This is a genomic window from Nocardioides sp. GCM10028917 (assembly GCF_042666175.1).
Classification (GTDB): domain Bacteria; phylum Actinomycetota; class Actinomycetes; order Propionibacteriales; family Nocardioidaceae; genus Nocardioides.
The window spans coordinates 91,724-112,708 of the sequence record NZ_JBHTFL010000005.1 but is presented as its reverse complement, the minus strand read 5'-3'; the positions used below and the strand labels follow the sequence as shown (position 1 = coordinate 112,708).

The window sequence follows — 20,985 nt, the reverse complement described above, 5'->3', positions numbered from 1 at the left end:
GGTACTAATAGGCCGAGGGCTTGTCCCAACCACGTACAAAACCACACACGTGACAACACACGTGCCACGTACGTACACCCGCGCAACCAACGAACACACACACTGTTCGCGTCCACTAAGCAGTTCCCAACCAACAAACCCAACCCACACCAGTGGTGGGGGTTTGAACAGGTTGAAAGAGTTACGGCGGCCATAGCGAAACGGGAAACACCCGGTCCCATACCGAACCCGGAAGTTAAGCCTTTCAGCGCCGATGGTACTGCAACCGAGAGGTTGTGGGAGAGTAGGACGCCGCCGGACAAACATTGTGGAAGTGGGGTCACCTTCGGGTGGCCCCACTTCTGCATTTCCGGACGTCTTCATGCTCGAGCCAAGCCCGTGGGCCGGGGTCGCAATCTGGCCGCTCATCGTCCACAGGGCGCGCCTGTCCGGGGCTTTCCACAGGCCGGGACCGGCTGGGCGGCGAGCTGTCGCACCGAGCCGGGACAGTCGTGTCCAGGAGGTGCACTGTGACCACAACGGACACGACGACTGACACGAACAAGCGCCCGGCGACGGCGCGCAACCGGCGGTCGCGCGACGACTCGACCCGCGAGCGTCGCGCCGGACCGCCTGCCGACGAGGGCGACGAGGGTGCCAACGAGGTGCGGCTCGTGGGTCGGGTCACGAGCGTCCCGATCGTCGTCGACCTGCCGAGCGGAGACGCCCTCGTGAGCTTCCGGATCTCCGTGCCGCGCAGTCCCGGCGCGGCGAGGACGGTGACGACGACGAGCCAGCGCGTCGACTCGATCCCGTGCTCCGCCTGGAGTGCCGCACTGCGCCGGCGGATCGCCGCCTGGAGGCCCGGCGACACGGTCGAGGTCACCGGCGCTGTGTGCTGCCGGTTCTACCAGGCAGGGGGAGCGACACGGTCGCGCGTCGAGGTGGTGGCGTCGTCCGCGCGGATCATCCGTCGTTCACCGGCCGCATGATGACGCCGAGGCTCGGCTTCGGCTGGAACGAGGTGGCCTTCTCGGGCAGGAGCCCCCCGGACTCGACGAGGGCCTTGACCTGCGCAAAGTCCGGGCTCGGGAGGAGCACCGCGGGTGCTGCGGACGAGGTGGCACTCAGTGCGTCCTTCACCGTGTGGTGGTGCTCGAGGCGGGGCGGCGGCTCTGGCAGCCGGGGAAGCACGTGGTCGTGCAGCCACGACACGGCAGCCTCGCGGTCGAGGCCGTGAGGCGCGACGGCGTACCACGTCTCCCCGTCCGTCAGCACCAGGTGCGTGCTGTCGAGGGCGCCGAGCGCCTGCGTCCGTGAACGCTGGGTCACCTCGGCGCCCGCCGCACGCGTCGCCTCGACGAGCACGTCGAGACGCACGGTCGGCAGCGTCCGGTGGATGGCGCCGAGGAACAGGGGAGTGTCGGCCTGGTCGACCAGCATCGCCAGCCCAGCGTCCCACGGCGTTCCCGGGTGTTCCTCTTGGAGGCGCAGGTAGGCGGCGTACCGGTGGTGGCCGTCGGCGAGGAGGCACTGGCTGCCGGAGATGAGCTGCCCGATGCGGGTGATGTCCTTCTCGTCCCGCACGGCCCAGAGCCGCTGTCGCTGTCCCGTCCGGTCGAGGTAGCGCCAGTCCGGCTCGGCGCTCGCGACCTCGTCGACGAGGTCCCGGAGCTCCTGGCTGCCGTGGTGCACCAGGAGGATGGGTGCCGGGTTGAGGTCCATCTGCAGCATCCGCTCGGCCAGCTCGCCGGCCTGCTCAGGATGGATCGCCTCGTGCGGCCAGACCGCGCGCTCGGCCAGCGTGTCGGCGCGCTCGGACATGCGCAGGGCACCGACGAGTCCCCGGACGGTGAGGCCGCCGGCGGTGTACTCGTGGAGGTAGAGGGCGGGTGCGCGGTCAGCACGCGCGTCGCCGCGGTCGATCCACTGGGTGAGGCGCTCGGCGACGTCGCGGTAGGGTCGCGCCAGTGCTCGCGCGGAGGCGGGGTCGCCCACACGGGTCGGGGACAGCATCACCGCCCGGAACGGGAGCAGCTCGAGGGGCTTCGCCACGTACGGAGGCACGACGGTGGCGAGGTCCATCGGAGCATCGTAGGGGGACGCTCGTCACGATCCGGAAAGGGGTGGACCATGCTCGAGGAGTCTGCAGCTGCCCTCGTCGAGGCCCACGACCTGGTCATGTTCGACCTGGACGGCGTGGTCTACGTCGGGGGAGTGGCCATCGACGGTGTCGCGGCGGTGATCGACCGGGTGCGCGAGTCCGGCCGCCACGTGGCGTTCGTGACCAACAACGCCTCGCGCACGCCCGACCAGGTGGCGGCGAAGCTGACCAAGGTCGGCGTGTCGGCCGAGGCACACGACGTGGTCACCTCTGCCCAGGCCTCGGCACGGCTGCTCGCCGAGGAGCACGGCGCGGGTGCGCGGGTGCTGATGCTCGGAGGCGAGGGCCTGCGGGTCGCGCTGGTCGAGGCCGGCCTCGAGCCGGTGGACGACCCCGAGGGTGCGGTGGCGGTGGCGAGCGGCTACGGCCCCGACGTCCGCTGGCGCGACATCATGCGCGCCTCGACCCTCGTGCGGGACGGCCTGCCCTACGTCGCGAGCAACGCTGACCTGACGATCCCGACGCCCTACGGGCTCGCGCCCGGCCACGGCGTCCTCGTGCGGACCATCACCGGCTTCGCCGGCGTCGACGCGATCGTGGCCGGCAAGCCCGAGAGGCCGCTGATGGAGGAGACCGTCCTGCGGGTGGGTGGTGACCGGCCGCTCATGGTCGGCGACCGGCTCGACACCGACATCGAGGGTGCTCATGCGATCGACGCTCCCTCGCTGCTGGTGCTCACCGGCGTGACCTGGCTCGAGGAGCTCGCCGCAGCGCCGCCCCGGTTGCGGCCGACGTACATCTCCCCGACGCTGGCGGGCCTGTTCGAGACGCACCCGGTGCCGTCGGTCGCCGACGCGAGCGTCGAGCTCGGCGGCTGGACCGCGAGCGTCGTGGGCGGCCGGTTGACGGTCGAGGGCGAGGGCGGCGACGCCGACTGGTGGCGCGTCGTGGCGACCGCGTGCTGGCGCCACCTCGATGAGGCGGGCAGCGTGGCCGACGTCTCCGACACGACGCCTCCCGGACCGGTCCGACAGCTCGGCGCCGAGTAGGCTCGCGGCCATGAGCGAGCTGCCCGACCACGAGCCGACCGGCGTCGCGTCGGTCGACCGCGTGCTGGCGGAGGTGGCGGCCCTGGCCGACGCGCCGGTGGCCGAGCACGTCGCGGTTTTCGAGCGTGCCCACGAGCAGCTGCGTCGCGCCCTCGACGCCCGACCCGACGCGTCCGGCGACCAGCGGGGCGCCTGAACGACCGTGCCGCCCAGACGTCTACGGCTGGACCAGGAGCTCGTGCGGCGCGGCCTGGCCCGTTCGCGCGAGCACGCCAGCGAGCTGGTCGCCGCCGGTCGGGTGACGGTCTCGGGGGCGCGAGCGACGAAGCCGGCGACCGGCGTGACGACCGACGTCGCGATCGTGGTCAAGGACGATCCCACGTCGGTCGACTACGTCTCCCGCGGCGGGCACAAGCTCGCCGGGGCGCTGCAGGCGTTCGCCGATCACGGCCTCACCGTCAGCGGCAAGCGCTGCCTGGACGCCGGTGCGTCCACCGGCGGCTTCACCGACGTGCTCCTGCGGGCGGGGGCCCGCGAGGTCGTGGCGGTGGACGTCGGCTACGGACAGCTGGCCTGGTCGTTGCAGAGCGACGAGCGGGTCCAGGTGCACGACCGCACCAATATCCGCGAGCTCACCCTCGACGTCATCGGCGACCCGGTCGACCTCGTCGTGGGCGACCTCTCCTTCATCTCCCTCGCCCTGGTGCTCGACCCGCTGCTGTCCGTGACCCGCGACGACGGCGAGCTGGCGCTGATGGTCAAGCCGCAGTTCGAGGTCGGCAAGGAGCGCGTCGGCAAGGGCGGCGTGGTCCGTGACCTCGCGCTGCGGGCGGAGGCGGTCACCACGATCGCCGACCTCGCCGGCGAGCGCGGCTGGGGCGCGGTGGCCGTCACGGTGAGCCCGCTGCCCGGACCCTCCGGCAACGTCGAGTTCTTCCTCCTGCTGCGTCGGGGTCCGGCGTCGATCGGGGCGGACGCGATCCGCGCCGAGGTCGAGCGCGCCGGGTCGATGGGGGTGGCGGGTGAGAGGGTGGACCCGTGACCACCCCCACCGCCCGGCGCCGCGTCATGGTGCTCGCCCACACCGGTCGGGCCGAGGCGCGGGAGGTCGCTCGGGCCTGCGTCCAGAGCCTGACCGCCCACGGCATCGCCGTACGACTACTCGCCGACGAGGCAGCCGACCTGGGGCTGGCCGACGCCGACGGGCTCGTGGAGACCACGAGACCCGACGACGTGCCCGGTGAGGGGTGCGAGCTGGTGCTGGTCATCGGCGGCGACGGGTCGATCCTCCGCGCCGCCGAGCTGACCCACGCGACGAGCACACCCCTGCTCGGGGTCAACCTCGGGCACGTGGGGTTCCTCGCCGAGGCCGAGCAGGAGGACGTCGAGTCCACCATCGCCGCGATCGTGGCCCGTGACTACACCGCGGAGGACCGGCTCACGCTGGACGTCTGCGTGCTGGTGGGCAAGGAGGTGCGGTTCTCCACCTTCGCCCTCAACGAGGCGAGCGTGGAGAAGGCCGCACGCGAGCGCATGCTCGAGGTCGTCGTCGAGGTCGACGGGCGCCCGCTGTCCCGGTGGGGCTGCGACGGTGTCGTGTGCGCCACCCCGACGGGATCGACCGCCTACAACTTCAGCGCAGGCGGCCCGGTCGTCTGGCCCGAGGTCGAGGCCCTGCTGATGGTCCCGCTGAGCGCGCACGCACTGTTCGCGCGACCGATGGTGGTGGCGCCCACGTCGGTGCTCGCCGTCGAGGTGCTGTCCAACACCGAAGGCTCCGGCGTCCTGTGGTGCGACGGCCGCCGCACGGTCGACCTGCCCCCGGGCGCCCGCATCGAGGTGCGCCGCGGTGCCCGTCCGGTCCGTCTCGTCCGGCTCCAGCACGCACCGTTCACCGACCGGCTGGTGGCCAAGTTCGGCCTGCCCGTCGAGGGCTGGCGCGGGGCCGCCGAGCGTCGACGCCGCGAGAACGGAGACGCCGATGCTTGAGGAGCTCCGGATCAGCCAGCTGGGTGTCATCGAGTCCTCGACGCTCGAGCTCGGCCCCGGCCTGACCGTCATCACGGGCGAGACGGGCGCGGGCAAGACGATGGTCGTGACCGCCCTCGGGCTGCTGCTCGGCGGCCGGGCCGACTCGGGCGCCGTGCGCTCGGGCGCCAAGCAGGCCCGCGTCGAGGGAGTCGTCGCCGCCAGCGACCTCGACGGCTTCCGCACGGCGGTGGAGGACGCCGGCGGTCAGGTGGAGGAGGACCAGGTCGTCCTCGCCCGCAACGTCGCCGCGCAGGGCCGCTCTCGCGCCTGGGTCGGCGGCGCGTCGGTGCCGGTGACGACGCTGGCCGAGGTCGCCGAGCCCCTCGTGGCCGTGCACGGTCAGTCCGACCAGCACCGCCTGCTCCGGTCCGGTGCCCAGCGAGTCTCCCTCGACCGGTTCGGCGGCGAGGCCCTGGCCGCCACCTCGTCGTCGTACGCCGCGCTCTGGGCCGAGCTGGTCCACACCGAGCGGACCCTCGCCGAGGTGGTCGGCTCGGCCCGGGAGCGCGCGCGGGAGGCCGACCAGCTGCGGTTCGGCCTCGGTGAGGTCGAGGCGGTCGACCCGCGCTCCGGGGAGGACGCCGAGCTCGCCGCCGAGGAGACGCGCCTCGGTTTCGCCGACACGCTCCGCACGGCTGCCGAGACGGCCCGTGAGGCGCTCTCCAGCGAGGAGGGCGCACCCGATGCCCTGGCCACGACCAGCGCCGCGCGGCGGGCGCTCGACGGCGTCCGCGACCACGACCCGGCGGCGGGGGAGCTCGCCGACCGGCTCGCCGAGCTGAGCCACCTGCTCGTCGACCTCGCCGGCGACGTCGCGTCCTACGCCGCCTCGCTCGAGACCGACCCCGCCCGGCTCGCCGCCGTGTCGGAGCGACGGGCGGCGCTGACGGCGCTCACCCGCAAGTACGGCGAGACGATCGACGAGGTGCTCGCGTGGGCCGAGGACGGCGCCAAGCGGCTGCTCGACCTCGAGGACACCGACGGGCAGATCGCCGAGCTGGAGTCGCGCCGCGACCGCATCCGCAGCGAGCTCGGGGTCCTCGCCGGCACCCTCAGCGCCCAGCGTCACGACGCCGCGCGACGGCTCGGCCGGGCGGTGAGCGACGAGCTCACCTCGCTGGCCATGCCGCACGCGACGGTGACCATCGCGATCACCCAGCAGGACACACCGGCGCCGGAGACCCCGGCCGGACCACAGCTGCTGGTCGACGGCCGCTGGGTGCGTGCTGGTGTGCACGGCGTGGACGACGTGGAGTTCCTCCTCGCTGCCAACACGGGCGCCGACGCCCGCCCCCTGCACAAGGGTGCGTCCGGCGGTGAGCTCTCCCGCGTGATGCTCGCGCTCGAGGTCTCCCTGGCCGAGACCGGGTCTGTCCCGACGTTCGTCTTCGACGAGGTCGACGCCGGCGTCGGCGGCAAGGCGGCCATCGAGGTCGGGCGCCGCCTCGCCGCCCTGGCGCGCACATCGCAGGTGCTGGTCGTGACGCACCTGCCGCAGGTCGCGGCCTACGCCGACCGCCACGTAGTGGTCCACAAGTCCAGCGACGGCACCGTCACGACCTCGGGTCTCGTCTCGCTGACCGACGACGACCGCGAGCGCGAGCTGTCGCGCATGCTCGCCGGCGTGGAGGACTCCGACAGTGCGCGGGCCCACGCCCGGGAGCTGCTCGAGGCCGCCGCGCCCGAGCGGGCGTGCCTCCCCGAGAGGCCTGCCCGCGGCTGACACCATGGCGCGGTCATGAAGTTCGCAGTCCGCTCCCGCCAAGCCCCCGCCCTCCCCGGCGTGCACGGCCCCGCCCGGGTCCACCGCCGTACGGCCAGCGTCCTCGGCCGCCTGCACCCAGGGGACGTCGCCGTCCTCGACCACCTCGACATGGACCGCGCCAGCGCCCAGGCGCTCGTCGACGCCGGCGTCGTGGCCGTGGTCAACGCCAGCCCGATGATCTCGGGCCGCTTTCCCAACCTGGGCCCGCAGCTGCTCGTCGAGGCCGGGCTCACGGTCGTCGACAGCGTCGGTCCGGAGATCTTCGACCGGGTCCGCGACGGAGCCGTCCTCCGGGTCGACGGGGGCGCGGTGCACGCCGGCGGCACCCAGGTCGCCGACGGCCGGGAGCTGACCGTCGACCTCGTCGCCTCGGAGATGGACCGTGCCCGCTCCGGGCTCTCCGCGCAGCTCGAGAGCTTCACCCACAACAGCACCGAGTTCCTCCGCCGCGAGCAGGACCTCCTGCTCCACGGCCACGGCGTGCCGCGCACCGCCACCGAGATGGCCGGTCGGCCCGTCGTGGTGGCCGTGCGCTCCCACGGGTGGGAGCAGGAGCTGCGCGGCCTCAAGCCCTTCGTGCGTGAGCAGCGGCCGGTCCTCATCGGTGTCGACCGCGGCGCGGACGCCCTGGCCAGCGCCGGCCACCGCCCCGACGTGGTCGTGGTGACCGGCGGCTCCGACGACCTTCCCGCGGCCGCCGTCCTGCGTCGCGCCCGCGACGTGGTCGTCCTCGTCGAGCGTGGCGCTGCGCGCACCGTGACCGAGCCCTTCGAGCGGCTCGGCATCCGACCGCTGCGCTTCGAGACGTCCGCCACGACCGAGGACGCCGCCCTGCTGCTCGCCTCGGCGCACGAGGCCTCGCTGATCGTCGGGGTGGGCATGCACGCCACGCTCGCCGAGTTCCTGGACCGGCGTCGCAGCGGCCTGGCCAGCACCTTCCTGACCCGCCTCAAGCTCGGCCCCGACCTGGTGGACGCGGCGGCCCTGCCGCGGCTCTACGACGGTGCCGTCCGACCACGCCACCTCGTCGGCGCCCTGGTCGCCGGCGTGCTCGCCCTCGCCGCCGCCGTGAGCGTCACACCGGTCGGCCAGCAGTGGGTCGACGAGCTGTCGCCGTCCGTCACCAGCACCACGTCAGACCTGATCGACAACGTCCGAGGAATCCTTCCGTGATCACCCTGCGCCACCACCTGCTCACCATCGTCGCCGTCTTCCTCGCCCTGGCGGCCGGGATCGTCCTCGGCGGCGGCCCGCTCTCCGACGTCGGACCCACCGCGGCGACCTCGTCCGGGGAGACGGAGGCCGCCCCTGCCGCGGACCGGGCACAGACCGACTACACCGAGAGCGTCGTGTCCGCGCTGGGGCCCGCCACGGTCGGCGGGCGCCTCGCTGAACGATCGGTCGCGGTGGTGACCGTCCCCGGGGCCGACGAGCAGGTGGTCACCGCGCTCACCGAGCAGGTGACCGCCGCCGGCGGCACGGTCAGCGCCCGCTACGACCTCTCCGAGGACATCGTCGACCCCGGCCAGAAGTCGCTGGTCGACACGCTCGGCAGCCAGCTGCTGACCCAGCAGGCCGAGGGCGACGTCGCCGCCGAGGCGTCGACGTACGACCGGATCGGGCAGCTGCTCGGCCTCGCGATCGCGACGAAGGAAGCCGGTGGCCAGGACGTGAACGGCAAGGCCCGCGCCGTCGTCGACGCCGTCACCGGCGCCGGCCTGATGGCCGAGCCGGGCGAGGTCGCGCAGCGGTCGCCGCTCGTGCTGGTCGTGCTGGGCACGGACGCCGGGGACGAGGGCTCCGACGCGATCCTCGCCGGGCTCGCCCAGGGGCTTGCCGTCCAGGCGGCCGGGGTGGTCGTCGCAGGCGTCACCTCCGACGGCGGGGAGGGCCAGCTCGGCCGGCTCCGTGCCGACCCGGCCTCCGCCGCCGTGGCGACCCTCGACGGCGTGGACACCGCCGCCGGCCGGGTCGCGACGGTCCTCACCCTGCAGCGCGCGCTGACGACTCCGGGCGGGGCGTTCGGTGCGTCGGGTGCGGACGGACCCGTCCCCCTCGGGTAGGATAAAAGCCCGTGAAGAGCCGGACGCCGACCAAGCACGTATTCGTCACTGGAGGCGTCGCCTCCTCCCTCGGCAAGGGGCTCACCGCCTCGAGCCTGGGCAACCTGCTGAAGGCGCGCGGACTGCGCGTCACGATGCAGAAGCTGGATCCCTACCTCAACGTGGATCCCGGCACGATGAACCCGTTCCAGCACGGCGAGGTCTTCGTGACCAACGACGGCGCCGAGACCGACCTCGACATCGGTCACTACGAGCGGTTCCTCGACACCGACCTCAACCAGATCGCCAACGTCACGACCGGTCAGGTGTACTCGACCGTCATCGCCAAGGAGCGCCGCGGCGACTACCTCGGCGACACCGTGCAGGTCATCCCGCACATCACCAACGAGATCAAGGACCGCGTCCTCGCGATGGGCGGCCCGGACATCGACGTCGTGATCACCGAGGTCGGCGGCACCGTCGGTGACATCGAGTCGCTGCCCTTCCTCGAGGCCGCCCGCCAGACCCGGCACGAGATCGGTCGCGACAACTGCTTCTTCATCCACGTGTCCCTCGTTCCCTACATCGGTCCGTCCGGCGAGCTGAAGACCAAGCCGACCCAGCACTCGGTCGCCGCCCTGCGCTCCATCGGCATCCAGCCCGACGCCATCGTGTGCCGCTCCGACCGCGACCTGCCCGAGGGCATCAAGCGCAAGATCGCCCTCATGTGCGACGTGGACGACGAGGCCGTCGTGACCTGCGCGGACGCTCCCTCGATCTACGACATCCCCAAGGTGCTGCACCGTGAGGGCCTCGACGCCTACGTCGTACGCCGCCTCGACCTGCCGTTTCGCGACGTCAACTGGACCGACTGGGACGACCTGCTGCGCCGGGTGCACCACCCCTCCGAGGACGTCACCGTCGCGCTCGTCGGCAAGTACATCGACCTGCCCGACGCCTACCTCTCCGTCAGCGAGGCGCTGCGTGCCGGCGGCTTCGCCCACGACGCCAAGGTCCACATCCGGTGGGTCGCCTCCGACGAGTGCCAGACCGAGGCCGGCGCGGCCAAGCACCTCGCCGACGTCGACGCGGTGCTGGTGCCCGGCGGCTTCGGCGTGCGCGGCATCGAGGGCAAGCTCGGTGCGCTGCACTACACCCGCACCCACGGCATCCCGACGCTCGGGCTGTGCCTGGGACTGCAGTGCATGGTGATCGAGTACGCCCGCAACGTCGCGGGCCTGACCAAGGCGGGGTCGACGGAGTTCGACCCCGACACCGTCGAGCCGGTGATCTCCACCATCGAGGAGCAGAAGAAGTACGTCGAGGGCGCCGGCGACCTCGGCGGCACCATGCGCCTCGGTCTCCAGAAGGCCGACCTCGCCGAGGGCAGCATGGTGCGCGCGGCGTACGGCTCGGGCACCGTCGAGGAGCGCCACCGCCACCGCTACGAGTTCAACGACGCCTACCGCGAGCCCCTCGCACAGGCTGGCCTGGTGTTCTCGGGCGTGAACCCCGAGCTCGGGCTGGTGGAGTTCGTCGAGCTGCCGGCGGACGTGCACCCCTACTACGTCGCCACCCAGGCCCACCCCGAGCTGCGCTCACGGCCCACCCGGCCGCACCCGCTGTTCGCCGGCCTCGTCGGCGCGGCCATCGAGCGGCAGCGCTCCGAGCGCTTCCCGCTCGACGAGTCCGGCCTGCGTCGCAAGGACGAGGGCGCCGAGGACTGACCCCGCTGGAGCCGAGCCCGACGGAGGTCAGAGGCGGCGGGCCTGCAGGATCCGGCCGAGCACGAACGAGTTCGAGCGGAGCTGGTTGCGGGCGTAGGCCATCAGGGTGGTGTCGTCAGCCGCCGCCTCGGCAGCGGCGAGGAAGGACTCGTCGCCCGCACCGAGGGGGTACATCGCGCGGATGGTGAGCCCCTGGTTCAGGAGCCCGCCCTTGAGCGAGTGCAGCTCGTCGAGGTAGCGGTGAGCGAACGGCGCGAGGAGCTCGGCCTGGCCGGGGCGCCAGAACGTCGAGCCCAGCACGAGGGTCTCCCGGCTGGCCGGCACGGCGTAGTCGACGAAGAACGCCCGCCACACCTCCTCCTTGGCCTCGACGTCCGGACGGGCGGCGAGCACCCCGAGGCGACGCATGCCGGCGTCCGGGTCGGGGTCGGACTCGAGCAGACGGCGTACGACGTCCTCGTCGTAGTCGCCGAGCTCCGCGCGGCGCACGGCCATCCGCCAGGCCAGGTCGAGGTCGGTCGCCTGGTCGGCGGCCGCCTGCAGGACCGACCAGTGCTCGTCGGTGGAGGCGGACGCCGCGAGCGTTCGCAGCGCCGCCTGCCGGGCGTCGGGCACGTCGACGAGCCCGACCACGGCGTCGGCCAGCGCGGCCAGCAGGCCGGGGGACTCGTCGGCCGGCGCCCACCGGTCGGCGACCACGAGCGCCTGGCTCAGGAAGGGTTCGACGAGCGCCGCGCTGGTCTCCGTCGACAGGGCGCGGGCGAGCGCGCTCGACACGTCGCGGGGGGCGACGTCACCGAGCAGCAAGAGCTGGCCGGCGGTGGCGGCCACGAGGGCCCGGTCGAGCGGGTCGTCGAGCTGCTGGACGCGCTCGAGCATCAGCCGCAACGAGGTCGGGTCGGGCTTGACCGCGGCGAACGTGAAGTCGCCCGCGTTGACCAGGCGGAGGTCGCCCTCGGGGAGGTCGACCGGGGTACGCGGACCGGCCACCTCGTGCGAGGAGCGGCCAACCGGGACGAGGGAGTCGCCCGAGGCGTCGAAGACGGCCACGTCGAGGCAGTGGGGACGGGGGGCCTGGTCGTCGGTCGTCTCGACGACGAGCTCGCCGTCGACCAGCGAGATCACGTCGGTGCCGGCCTCGTCGAGCCACGACTTCGTCCAGGCCGAGAGGTCACGACCCGAGGCCCGCGCGTAGCAGTCCATCAGGTCGTCGAGACGGGTGTTGGAGAAGGCGTAGCGGCTGAAGTAGTCGCGCAGGCCCTCGACGAACGCGTCCTCGCCGATGTAGGCGACGAGCTGGTGCAGCACGCTCTGGCCCTTGACGTAGGTGATCGCGTCGAAGTTGGACATCGCCGACGACACGTCGGGCACGTCGCTGCGGATCGGGTGGCGAGCCGGGCTCATGTCCATCTCGTAGGCGGTGCGCTTGAAGGCGGCGAGGAAGGTGGCCCACTGCTCGGTGAACGCGCTCGCCCCCGCCATGCCCCAGTTGGCCGCCCAGGAGGCGAAGGCCTCGTTGAGCCAGAGGTCGTCCCACCACTGCATCGTGACGAGGTCGCCGAACCACATGTGCGCCATCTCGTGGAAGATGAACTCCGCCCGGACGGCGCGCTGCGCGTGGGTCGGGGGAGTGCGGAAGAGCTGGCCGTCGCCGTAGGTGACGCAGCCCCAGTTCTCCATCGCGCCCCCGAGGTTGGGCACGAAGACCTGGTCGTAGCGCTCCTGCGGGAACGGGTAGCCGAAGCGCTCGCCGAAGAACGCGAGGCCCTGCCGGGTGAGGGTGACCAGCTCGTCGAGGTCGCGCTCGAGGATCGGCACGAGCGACTGGCGGCAGTAGAAGCCCAGGTCGTGGCCGTCGTGCTGCTGCCGCACCTCGTGGAACGGGCCCGCGTTGACCACGACGACGTACGTCGAGAGGCGGGGCGTGTCGGGGAAGGTCCACACCCGGACGTCGTCGGTCGCCGCGTCCTCGACCGACTCGGGCGCGCCGTTGGAGGTGACCCGCCACGACGACGGCGCGGTCACGACGAAGCGGTGGGGTGCCTTCAGGTCCGGCTGGTCGAAGCAGGCCCACACGCGGCGGGCCTCATCGGGCTCGAGGCTGGTCCAGACGTAGACGAGCTTGTCGGTGGGGTCGACCGTGCGCAGGATGCCCTCGCCCGTGGCGGTGTTGGTGGTGCTCGCCTCGACGACCAGGACGTTGTCGGCCGCGAGCGCGGGAAGCGGCAGGCGACCGTCGGCCGCGGCGGAGACGTCGACGTCCGCGCCGTTGAGGGTCGCGCGCACGACGTCCATCGCGACGTCGACGAAGGTGGTCGCGCCGGGCTCGGAGCACGTGAAGGCGATGGTGCTGGTGGAGCGCCACACCTCCCCCTCGAGGAGGCCGGTCATGTCCACGTCGATGTCGTAGCGCTCGACCTCGAGGAGGTCGGACCGGGTCTTCGCTTCGTGCTTGGTGAGGGTCGACAACGTCATGGGGCCGAACCTAACTCACCCCGTCCATCGGCAGGTGCCTCTCGGCTAGCGTCGGGGCATGACCGACGCGAGCACCCACGACCGAACGGACGACCGACCGCACGAGCGTCAGGACGAGCTCGCCGACAGGCCGATGGCGTGGCCCGTGGTGTCGAGCCAGGACCTGCACCGCGACGACTGGGTGGTCGCGCTGCGGGAGGACCGGATCACCCGTCCGGGCCACCCCGGGGAGTTCAGCCGGCTCAGCTTGGAGCACCCCGGCGCCGTGGTGGTGCTTGCGGTCGACGACGACGAACGGGTGATGTGCCTGCGGCAGTACCGCCACACCAGCGGGCACGAGTTCGTCGAGCTCCCCGCCGGCCTGCGGGACGCGGGCGACGAGCCGGCCGTCGAGACGGCGAAGCGTGAGCTGCGCGAGGAGGTCGAGCTCGACGCCACGGACTGGCGGCTGCTCCTGAGCACCTTCCCCAGCGCGGGGATCACCGACGAGGTCCACGAGATCTTCCTGGCCCGCGGGCTGACCCACGCAGCGCGGGGAGACTTCGAGATGGAGCACGAGGAGGCCGAGATGGAGCACTTCTGGGTGCCCATGGCCGAGCTGCTCGAGGCCGTCCTCGAGGGACGGGTGCGACAGGGACCGCTCGCGCAGGCGGTGCTGGCGTACGACGTGCTCAAGCGCCGCGGGGCCCTTGACGACCGGTAGGACCTCCCGGGAGTAGTCTCGCCCTCGCTGTGAGGCGGGCCACACCGTGGTGGCCCCCGGGAACACTTGAGGAGCAAGGCATGAAGGTCGGCGTACCCAAGGAAGTCAAGAACCGCGAGTACCGCGTGGCCCTGACCCCGATCGGCGTGCACGAGCTCGTCCAGCACGGCCACGAGGTCGTGGTGCAGAAGACCGCCGGCGAGGGCTCGCAGATCCCCGACGAGGAGTACGCCGCCGCGGGAGCCACGCTGCTCGACACGGCCGACGACGTGTGGGGCACCGCCGACATGATCCTCAAGGTCAAGGAGCCCATCGCCGAGGAGTACGAGCGGATGCGGGAGGGCCAGACCCTCTTCACCTACCTCCACCTCGCCGCCGACAAGCCGCTGACCGAGCAGCTCATGCAGCGCAAGGTCACCGCCATCGCCTACGAGACGGTGCAGCTGCCGTCCGGCGGGCTGCCGCTGCTCTACCCGATGTCGGAGGTGGCGGGCTGCCTCGCACCGCAGGTCGGCGCCCACTCGCTGCTCAAGGCCAACGGCGGCCGTGGCGTCCTCATGGGTGGCGTCGGCGGCGTGGCCAACGCCAAGGTCGTCATCATCGGCGCCGGTGTCTCGGGCCAGAACGCCGCCAACATCGCGCTCGGCATGGGCGCCGACGTGACGCTCCTCGACACCGACCTGGACAAGCTGCGGATGTCGTTCTGGCGCTACAACAACCGGGTGCACGGCCTCGCGTCGTCCAAGCTGGCCATCGAGCAGCAGGTGATGGAGGCGGACATGGTGATCGGTGCCGTCCTGATCCCGGGCGCGGCGGCGCCCAAGCTGGTGAGCAACGAGCTGGTCTCGCGGATGAAGCCGGGCTCGGTCCTGGTCGACATCGCCATCGACCAGGGCGGCTGCTTCGAGGACTCCCACGCCACGACGCACGACGACCCGACCTACGAGGTGCACGACTCGGTGTTCTACTGCGTGGCCAACATGCCCGGCGCGGTGCCCAACACCTCGACGTACGCCCTCACCAACGCGACGCTGCCGTACGCGGTGGCGCTCGCCGACAAGGGGTGGCAGCAGGCGCTGCGCGAGGACAGGAGCCTGGCCCTCGGCCTCAACACCCACGCCGGCGAGCTCACCAACGGTCCGGTCGGGGAAGCCGTGGGCATCGAGTCGGTGGAACTCGATACCGTCCTCGGGTGAGCTCTGGGGCGACCCTGGACCGGGCGGTCCGCACGTACCTCGACCACCTGGCGGTCGAGCGAGGGCTGGCGGTCAACACGCTGAGCTCCTACCGCCGTGACCTGGCCCGCTACGACGAGTTCCTCAGCGGCGAGGGCATCGACGACCTGGACGCGGTCACCGAGGCGACGGTGGCCGCGTTCCTGGTCAGCCTGCGCGAGGGGAGCGATGCCCATCCGCCGCTGAGCGCGACGTCGGCGGCGCGGACGGTCGTGGCCGTGCGCGGCTTCCACAAGTTCGCCGTCTCCGACGGCCTGGCGACGGCCGATCCGGCCGCCGCGGTCAAGCCGCCCACGCCCGCGAAGCGGCTCCCCAAGGCGCTGCCGCTGTCCGACGTGGAAGCGATCCTCGAGGCCGCGGGAGCTCCCGACACGGTCCTCGCCCTGCGGGACCGGGCCCTGCTCGAGCTGCTCTACGGCACCGGGGCGCGCATCTCCGAGGCGGTCGGGCTGGACGTCGACGACCTCGACCAGGTCGACGGCACGGTGCTGCTGCGCGGCAAGGGCGGCAAGGAGCGGCTGGTGCCGGTCGGCGGCTACGCCCGCGACGCCGTGGCCGCCTACCTCACCCGCGCACGGCCCGAGCTGGTCGGCGCCGGCAAGGGCGGCCCGGCGATGTTCCTCAACTCCCGCGGAGGCCGGTTGTCGCGGCAGAGCGCGTGGGCGGTGCTGGTCAAGGCCGCCGAGCGGGCCGGGGTGACCGCGTCGGTCTCGCCGCACACGTTGCGGCACTCGTTCGCCACCCACCTGCTCGACGGGGGCGCCGACGTGCGCGTCGTCCAGGAGCTCCTCGGGCACGCGTCCGTCACCACCACGCAGGTCTACACCCTCGTCACGGTCGACAACCTGCGCGAGGTCTTCGCCACCGCCCACCCGCGGGCCCGGGAGTAGTCGTGCTGCGGCTGCTCGACGGGGTCTCGTGGGACGGCGTGCCGCTGCCCGGCGAGCGGGTGGGCGCGCTGCTCGCCGTGCTGGTCGCCGAGCCGGCGGGGGTCAGCGACGGTCGGCTCGTGCGGGAGATCTGGCCCGACGCCGAGCCCGTGCACCCGGCCAAGGCCCTGCAGGTGCTGGTCTCCCGCACCCGCGCGTCCACCTCAGCGGGCGCCGTCCAGCGGGTCGAGGGCGGCTACCGGCTCGGCCTGACCGAGGAGGACGTCGACGCCCGCGTCCAGGCAGCCCGCCTCACCGCAGCGCGTGCGTCGCTGGCGTCCGGCGACGCCACGGAGGCCTTCCGCCTCGCCTCCTCGGCGGCGGTGATGGCGGTCGGCGTGCCCGGGGTCGGACCGCTCGGCGACCTGCGGCACGCCGCGGAGCAGCGACGGACGACCGCGCGGGAGGTCGCGGCACTGGCCGCCGCCCGGTTGGGCAGGCACGCCGAGGCGATCGACGACCTGGCGGCCGCGCACCAGCGTCGCCCCGACGACGGGGAGGTCCTCCTCGCGCTGCTGCGCGCCGAGGCCGCCACCGCCGGCCCGGCCGCGGCGCTGGCGCGCTACGAGACCTACCGGGCCGACCTGGCCGAACGGCTCGGCATCGACCCGGAGGCCGCCCTGCAGCGGCTGCACGCCGAGCTCCTGGCCGCCGACGACCCGGTGCGCACCGGGGTGAGGTACGACGCGACCGGGTTGCTGGGCCGCGAGCAGGACCTCGACCGGCTGCGCTCGGCCCTCTCCGCGTCCCGGCTGGTCACGGTGCTCGGTCCGGGCGGGATCGGCAAGACGAGCATCGCCCAGGTGCTGGCGCGCGAGTCGATGCTGCCCCGCGTCCACGTGGTCGAGCTCGTCGGCGTCGGCGCGGGCGACGACGTCGTGGTCGCGGTCGGCGCGGCCCTCGGCGTCCGGGGCTCGGTGACGACCCGGCTCGCGCTCACGGCGACCCAGCAGGCCGACGTACGCAGCCGGCTGGCGCAGGAGCTCGACGCGGGACCGACCCTGCTGGTCCTCGACAACTGCGAGCACGTCCTGGAGCCGGTGGCCGCGCTGGTGGCCTTCCTCCTCGCGACGACCCGGGACCTCCAGGTGCTGACCACCAGCAGGGCGCCGCTGCGGCTGGCCGCCGAGCGCGCAGTTCCCCTGAGCCAGCTCACCGAGGTCGACGCCGGGCTGCTGTTCGCGCAGCGCGCCGCGGCGACGCGACCTGACGCCGTGCTCGAGCCCAGCGCGGTGCGCGACGTCGTCGACCGGCTCGACGGGCTGCCCCTCGCCGTCGAGCTGGCTGCCGCGCGCGTCCGGACGATGACGGTCACGGAGGTGGCCGCTGCGCTCGACGACCGGTTCGCCGCGTTGCGCAGCCGCGACCGCACCACCCCGGACCGGCACCGCACGCTGGAGGCGGTCATTGCCTGGTCCTGGGACCTGCTGAGCGCCGACGAGCAGCGGGCGCTGGCGTGGCTCTCGGTCTTCCAGGACGGGTTCGACCGGGCGACGGCCGTGTCGATGCTGGGCGCCGACGGCTCCGACCTGGTCGACGCGCTCGTCGAGCAGTCCCTGCTGGTGGTCACCGAGGACGGCGGCACCGCGCGCTTCCGGGCGCTGGAGACGATCCGCGAGTACGCCGCCGCCCGCCTGGCGCTCAGCGGCGAGGAGGAGGCCGCCGGCGAGGCGCTGCGAAGGTGGGCGCGCGACCTGGCCGAGCGCTCCCAGGACCTCGTCGTCACCGACGACCAGGTCGCGCTGGTCGACCTGCTCGTGCGTGACCAGAACAACCTCACCGACGTGCTCCGGCACGCCCTCGGGACCGGCGACCGCGAGACGGTCGCGCGACTCGTGGCCCTGCTCGGCAGCCTGTGGACCGTCACCGGCGACCAGCCGAGGATCTTCGCCGTCTGCGACGCCGCGACCGAGCTGCTCTCCGGCTGGGACGTGCCGCCGGACCTGTTGCGGCCCACCCAGGAGGCTGCCGGCGTCCTGATGCTCCACCTCAGCTGGATGCCGGGGGCCGACCTCGGCGGCTTGCGCGACCTCCTCCTGCAGGGGGACCGGCCCGTCGGCGTGTGGGGGCTGATCGGCCACACGGTCCATGTCGCCGACGGACCGGCGCCCGTCCGCCTCGCCGAGGTGGCCGCGCACCAGTCGAGACCTGCGATGGCTGGCGCGCTGCTGCTGTGGGCGGCGATCGTCTCCGAGAACGACGGTGACGTGGACGCCGCGCGGACGTACGCCGAGGCGGCCCTGGACGGGCCGTTGCCGCCCTACCTCCGCGCCTCGCTCCACGCCGAGCTGGGCCAGCTCGCGATGGCCGTCGGCGACCACCACCGGGCGGCGAGCCACGCGGAGGTGGCGTGGCCGCTGCTGGAGCGCATCCACTCGCTGACCGACGCCTACAGCCTCCAGGTGGCGACCGCCATCGCGCCGCTGCTGGACGGCGACGTCGACGAGGCGGCGGCCCTGCTCGAGCGGTTCGGCCCGCCGGACGGCGAGACCGCCCAGGTCGGCGCCCGCCTGACGTGGCAGACCGCCCAGGCCGAGCTCGCGCTGGCGCGCGGCCACCACGCGGAGGCGGTCCGCCGCTACGACGCCGTCGTCGAGCTGGTGACCGACGGCGACGTCCCGGGTGGGGGACCGGCCGCCTCGCCGTGGGTGGCCCTGGCGGCGTCAGCTGCCCTCGTCAGCCGGGTCCGCTACGGCACGAGCTCGCCCGACGCCCGCGCCGACGAGCTGCGCGACCTCGTCGCCGGTCCGCCGGGCCGCTCGCCCGAGGGCACGCTGTGGTTCACCGACCTCCCGCTCAACGGCATGCTGCTGGTGGCGCTGGCCGCGTGGGTCCTGAGGTTCGGTCCGGCCGAGCAGCACGCGGACGCCGTGGACCTGCTCGCGGTGGCGCACCGCTGGGCCTACAACCGCAGCGTCCCGGTGATGGCGTGGGAGCCGATGGTGGCGCTCGCGGACGCGGCCCAGCCCGGACGGCTCGGCCCGCTCGTCGAGGAGCTGGCCGACCGTCCGGGCCCTGACCTGGTGCCCGGCGCGGCCGCGACGCTGGACCGTCTGCAGCGCGCCTGGCAGGTCACATCCGCCGGTTGAACGCCCGGACCGACAGCGGGGCGAAGACCGCGATGACCACGGCGCAGCCGAGCAGCGCCCAGCCGACGCCCGCGGTGACGTCACCGTCGTTGGCGAGGTCGCGCAGTGCGGTGATCACCAACGAGACCGGGTTGATCTCGGCGAACGTCTGGAGCGGCTCGGGCATGGTGTCGGTCGGGACGAACGCGTTGGACAGGAACGTCAGCGGGAACATCACGAGCAGGGAGATGGCCTGCACGCCCTGCGCGTTGCGGCCCAGGATCCCGAACAGCGTGAAGATCCAGGCCAGGGACCAGCCCGCCAGCATGGCCAGGAACACGGCACCGGCGACACCGGGGACGCCACCGCCCGGGCGGTAGCCGATCGCGATGCCGACGGCGAAGGTGAGGACCGACGCGATGAAGTAGCGCAGCAGGTCGGCCACCATCGGTCCGGCGAGCGGCGCGATGCGTGAGATGGGCAGCACCTTGAACCGGTCGAAGACGCCGGTGTCCATGTCGGTGCGGAGCTGGACGCCGGTGGCGACGCATGCCGTCAGCACGGTCTGGCCGATGAGGCCGGGGATGATGAGCGGCAGGTAGCTCTGGACGTCGCCCGAGATCGCGCCGCCGAAGATGTAGGCGAACATGCCGGTGAAGATCAGCGGCTGGATGGTGACGTCGAACATCACCTCCATGCTGCGGCGCATCTTCATCGTCGCCCGCCAGGCCAGGGTCATCGTCTGGCTGACGGTGTCGGCCAGCCCGACGCGGTCGGTGCCGATGTCGGCGGGGTGGGCGGCGGCGGGGCCGGTGGCGGTCGTGGCGCTCATCGGGCGTCCTCCATCTGCAGGTCGTGGTCGTCGACGACGTCGGCGGGCGTGCCGTCGTGGGTGTCGTGGCCGGTCAGCGCGAGGAAGACCTCGTCGAGCGACGGCTTCTGGACGGTCACCGACTCGATAGCGATCCCGCGGTCGCGGAGCGCGAGGAGGACGTCGACGGCCTGGTCGGTGCGGGTCAGCGGCACGTTGGCTCGTCGTGCCTCGGGCGTGAGGACCGCCTCCTCGCCCACCAGCCGCCGGGCCTCGTCCGCCACGACCGGCAGGTCGGCGGGGTCCGCCAGCTGGAGCTGCAGGGCGGACTGGCCGACGGACGACTTGAGCTCGTCGGCGGTGCCCTCGGCCACCTTGCGACCGCGGTCGATGACGGCGATCCGGTCGGCGAGCTGGTCGGCCTCGTCGAGGTACTGCGTGGTGAGCAGGACCGTGCACCCGGTGCGGACGAGGTCACGGATCGTGTCCCACATCTGGCCACGGGTGCGGGGGTCGAGGCCCGTGGTGGGCTCGTCGAGGAAGATCAGCGGCGGCCGGGTGAGCAGGCTGGCGGCGAGGTCGAGGCGTCGGCGCATGCCGCCGGAGAAGGCGGAGATGGGCTTCTTCGCCGCCTCGGAGAGGTCGAACTGCTCGAGCAGCTCGGCGCCGCGGGTGCGGGCCTCGGTGCGCCCGAGGCCCTGGAGCCGCGCGAAGAGCCAGAGGTTCTCGGTGGCGGTGAGGTTCTCGTCGACCGAGGCGAACTGCCCGGTGACGCCCAGCAGCCGTCGTACGGCGTGGGGTTCGGCGTGCACGTCGTGGCCGAAGATCTCGGCCCGCCCCTCGTCGATGCGGATCAGGGTGGCGAGCATGCTGAGCATCGTCGTCTTGCCCGCGCCGTTGGGGCCGAGGACGCCGAACACCTCGCCCTGGTGGACCTCGAGGTCGATCCCGTCGACGGCGCGCTGGTCGCCGTACGTCTTGACGAGGCCGGAGGCCCGGACTGCGAGTCCTGGATGTGTGGTCATGGGAGGAACTGTCCGCGTCCGCGGTTTCACCGCGGTTCCACT

At 72.9% G+C, this 20,985-nt stretch carries 17 protein-coding genes and 1 rRNA gene; 14 read left to right on the top strand and 4 right to left on the bottom strand.

The features are described from left to right. Window positions 1–182 precede the first annotated feature (182 nt). A 5S ribosomal RNA gene (gene rrf, locus ACFQW6_RS07615) occupies window positions 183–300 on the top strand. 209 nt (window positions 301–509) lie between these two features. Then, window positions 510–971: a single-stranded DNA-binding protein gene (locus ACFQW6_RS07610; RefSeq protein ID WP_378542920.1), complete on the top strand. Its 462-nt coding sequence runs from the start codon at window positions 510–512 to the stop codon at window positions 969–971. On the opposite strand, the gene ACFQW6_RS07605 is transcribed toward ACFQW6_RS07610, so the two are convergent. Further along, a complete protein-coding gene (locus ACFQW6_RS07605; protein WP_378542918.1) occupies window positions 946–2,064 on the bottom strand; it encodes a DUF1015 family protein in 1,119 nt (372 codons plus the stop codon). The genes ACFQW6_RS07610 and ACFQW6_RS07605 overlap by 26 nt on opposite strands. 48 nt (window positions 2,065–2,112) lie before the next feature. Here ACFQW6_RS07605 and ACFQW6_RS07600 point away from each other — a divergent pair, with 48 nt between their 5' ends. From ACFQW6_RS07600 to ACFQW6_RS07565, 8 genes are read left to right on the top strand one after another with little or no spacing between them, the layout of a single operon-like run. Next, window positions 2,113–3,132: an HAD-IIA family hydrolase gene (locus ACFQW6_RS07600; protein ID WP_378542916.1), complete on the top strand. Its 1,020-nt coding sequence runs from the start codon at window positions 2,113–2,115 to the stop codon at window positions 3,130–3,132. 10 nt (window positions 3,133–3,142) lie between these two features. Then, window positions 3,143–3,328, top strand: a complete 186-nt coding sequence (locus ACFQW6_RS07595) for a hypothetical protein (RefSeq protein WP_378542915.1) — start codon at window positions 3,143–3,145, stop codon at window positions 3,326–3,328. A gap of 6 nt (window positions 3,329–3,334) precedes the next feature. After that, a complete protein-coding gene (locus tag ACFQW6_RS07590) occupies window positions 3,335–4,174 on the top strand; it encodes a TlyA family RNA methyltransferase (protein WP_378542913.1) in 840 nt (279 codons plus the stop codon). Then, window positions 4,171–5,121: an NAD kinase gene (locus tag ACFQW6_RS07585; RefSeq protein ID WP_378542911.1), complete on the top strand. Its 951-nt coding sequence runs from the start codon at window positions 4,171–4,173 to the stop codon at window positions 5,119–5,121. Before ACFQW6_RS07590 ends, ACFQW6_RS07585 begins: the two co-directional genes overlap by 4 nt. Next, on the top strand, window positions 5,114–6,886 hold the full coding sequence (recN, locus tag ACFQW6_RS07580; RefSeq protein WP_378542909.1) for a DNA repair protein RecN: 1,773 nt from the start codon (window positions 5,114–5,116) through the stop codon (window positions 6,884–6,886). The genes ACFQW6_RS07585 and recN overlap by 8 nt, the downstream gene beginning before the upstream one ends. Window positions 6,887–6,901: 15 nt before the next feature. Beyond that, window positions 6,902–8,101 (top strand): putative cytokinetic ring protein SteA, encoded by a 1,200-nt coding sequence (gene steA / locus ACFQW6_RS07575; RefSeq protein ID WP_378542907.1) that lies wholly within the window; start codon window positions 6,902–6,904, stop codon window positions 8,099–8,101. Next, window positions 8,098–8,991 carry a copper transporter gene (locus ACFQW6_RS07570; protein ID WP_378542905.1) on the top strand — a complete coding sequence of 298 codons (894 nt, stop codon included), beginning with the start codon at window positions 8,098–8,100 and terminating at the stop codon, window positions 8,989–8,991. Before steA ends, ACFQW6_RS07570 begins: the two co-directional genes overlap by 4 nt. A gap of 11 nt (window positions 8,992–9,002) precedes the next feature. Continuing rightward, the gene (locus ACFQW6_RS07565; RefSeq protein WP_378542903.1) at window positions 9,003–10,697 is read left to right on the top strand and encodes a CTP synthase; all 1,695 of its coding nucleotides are present in this window, start codon (window positions 9,003–9,005) and stop codon (window positions 10,695–10,697) included. Window positions 10,698–10,724: 27 nt separating this feature from the next. Here ACFQW6_RS07565 and pepN read toward each other — a convergent pair whose 3' ends face one another. Further along, entirely contained in the window at window positions 10,725–13,172 is a 2,448-nt protein-coding gene (gene pepN / locus ACFQW6_RS07560; RefSeq protein WP_378542901.1) for an aminopeptidase N, read from the bottom strand. Between the two features lie 58 nt (window positions 13,173–13,230). On the opposite strand from pepN, the gene ACFQW6_RS07555 reads away from it, so the two are divergent. The 4 genes from ACFQW6_RS07555 (at window position 13,231) to ACFQW6_RS07540 (ending at window position 19,128) form a co-directional block, all read left to right on the top strand. Next, entirely contained in the window at window positions 13,231–13,875 is a 645-nt protein-coding gene (locus ACFQW6_RS07555) for an NUDIX domain-containing protein (RefSeq protein WP_378542899.1), read from the top strand. 80 nt (window positions 13,876–13,955) lie between these two features. Beyond that, window positions 13,956–15,071 (top strand): alanine dehydrogenase, encoded by a 1,116-nt coding sequence (ald, locus tag ACFQW6_RS07550; RefSeq protein ID WP_378542898.1) that lies wholly within the window; start codon window positions 13,956–13,958, stop codon window positions 15,069–15,071. Beyond that, window positions 15,068–16,000 (top strand): site-specific tyrosine recombinase XerD, encoded by a 933-nt coding sequence (xerD, locus tag ACFQW6_RS07545; RefSeq protein WP_378542896.1) that lies wholly within the window; start codon window positions 15,068–15,070, stop codon window positions 15,998–16,000. Before ald ends, xerD begins: the two co-directional genes overlap by 4 nt. A gap of 2 nt (window positions 16,001–16,002) precedes the next feature. Next, window positions 16,003–19,128 (top strand): ATP-binding protein, encoded by a 3,126-nt coding sequence (locus tag ACFQW6_RS07540; protein ID WP_378542894.1) that lies wholly within the window; start codon window positions 16,003–16,005, stop codon window positions 19,126–19,128. On the opposite strand, the gene ACFQW6_RS07535 is transcribed toward ACFQW6_RS07540, so the two are convergent. After that, the gene (locus tag ACFQW6_RS07535) at window positions 19,112–19,939 is read right to left on the bottom strand and encodes an ABC transporter permease (RefSeq protein ID WP_378542892.1); all 828 of its coding nucleotides are present in this window, start codon (window positions 19,937–19,939) and stop codon (window positions 19,112–19,114) included. The genes ACFQW6_RS07540 and ACFQW6_RS07535 overlap by 17 nt on opposite strands. Then, window positions 19,936–20,943 (bottom strand): ATP-binding cassette domain-containing protein, encoded by a 1,008-nt coding sequence (locus tag ACFQW6_RS07530; protein ID WP_378542890.1) that lies wholly within the window; start codon window positions 20,941–20,943, stop codon window positions 19,936–19,938. The genes ACFQW6_RS07535 and ACFQW6_RS07530 overlap by 4 nt, the downstream gene beginning before the upstream one ends. Window positions 20,944–20,985 lie beyond the last annotated feature (42 nt).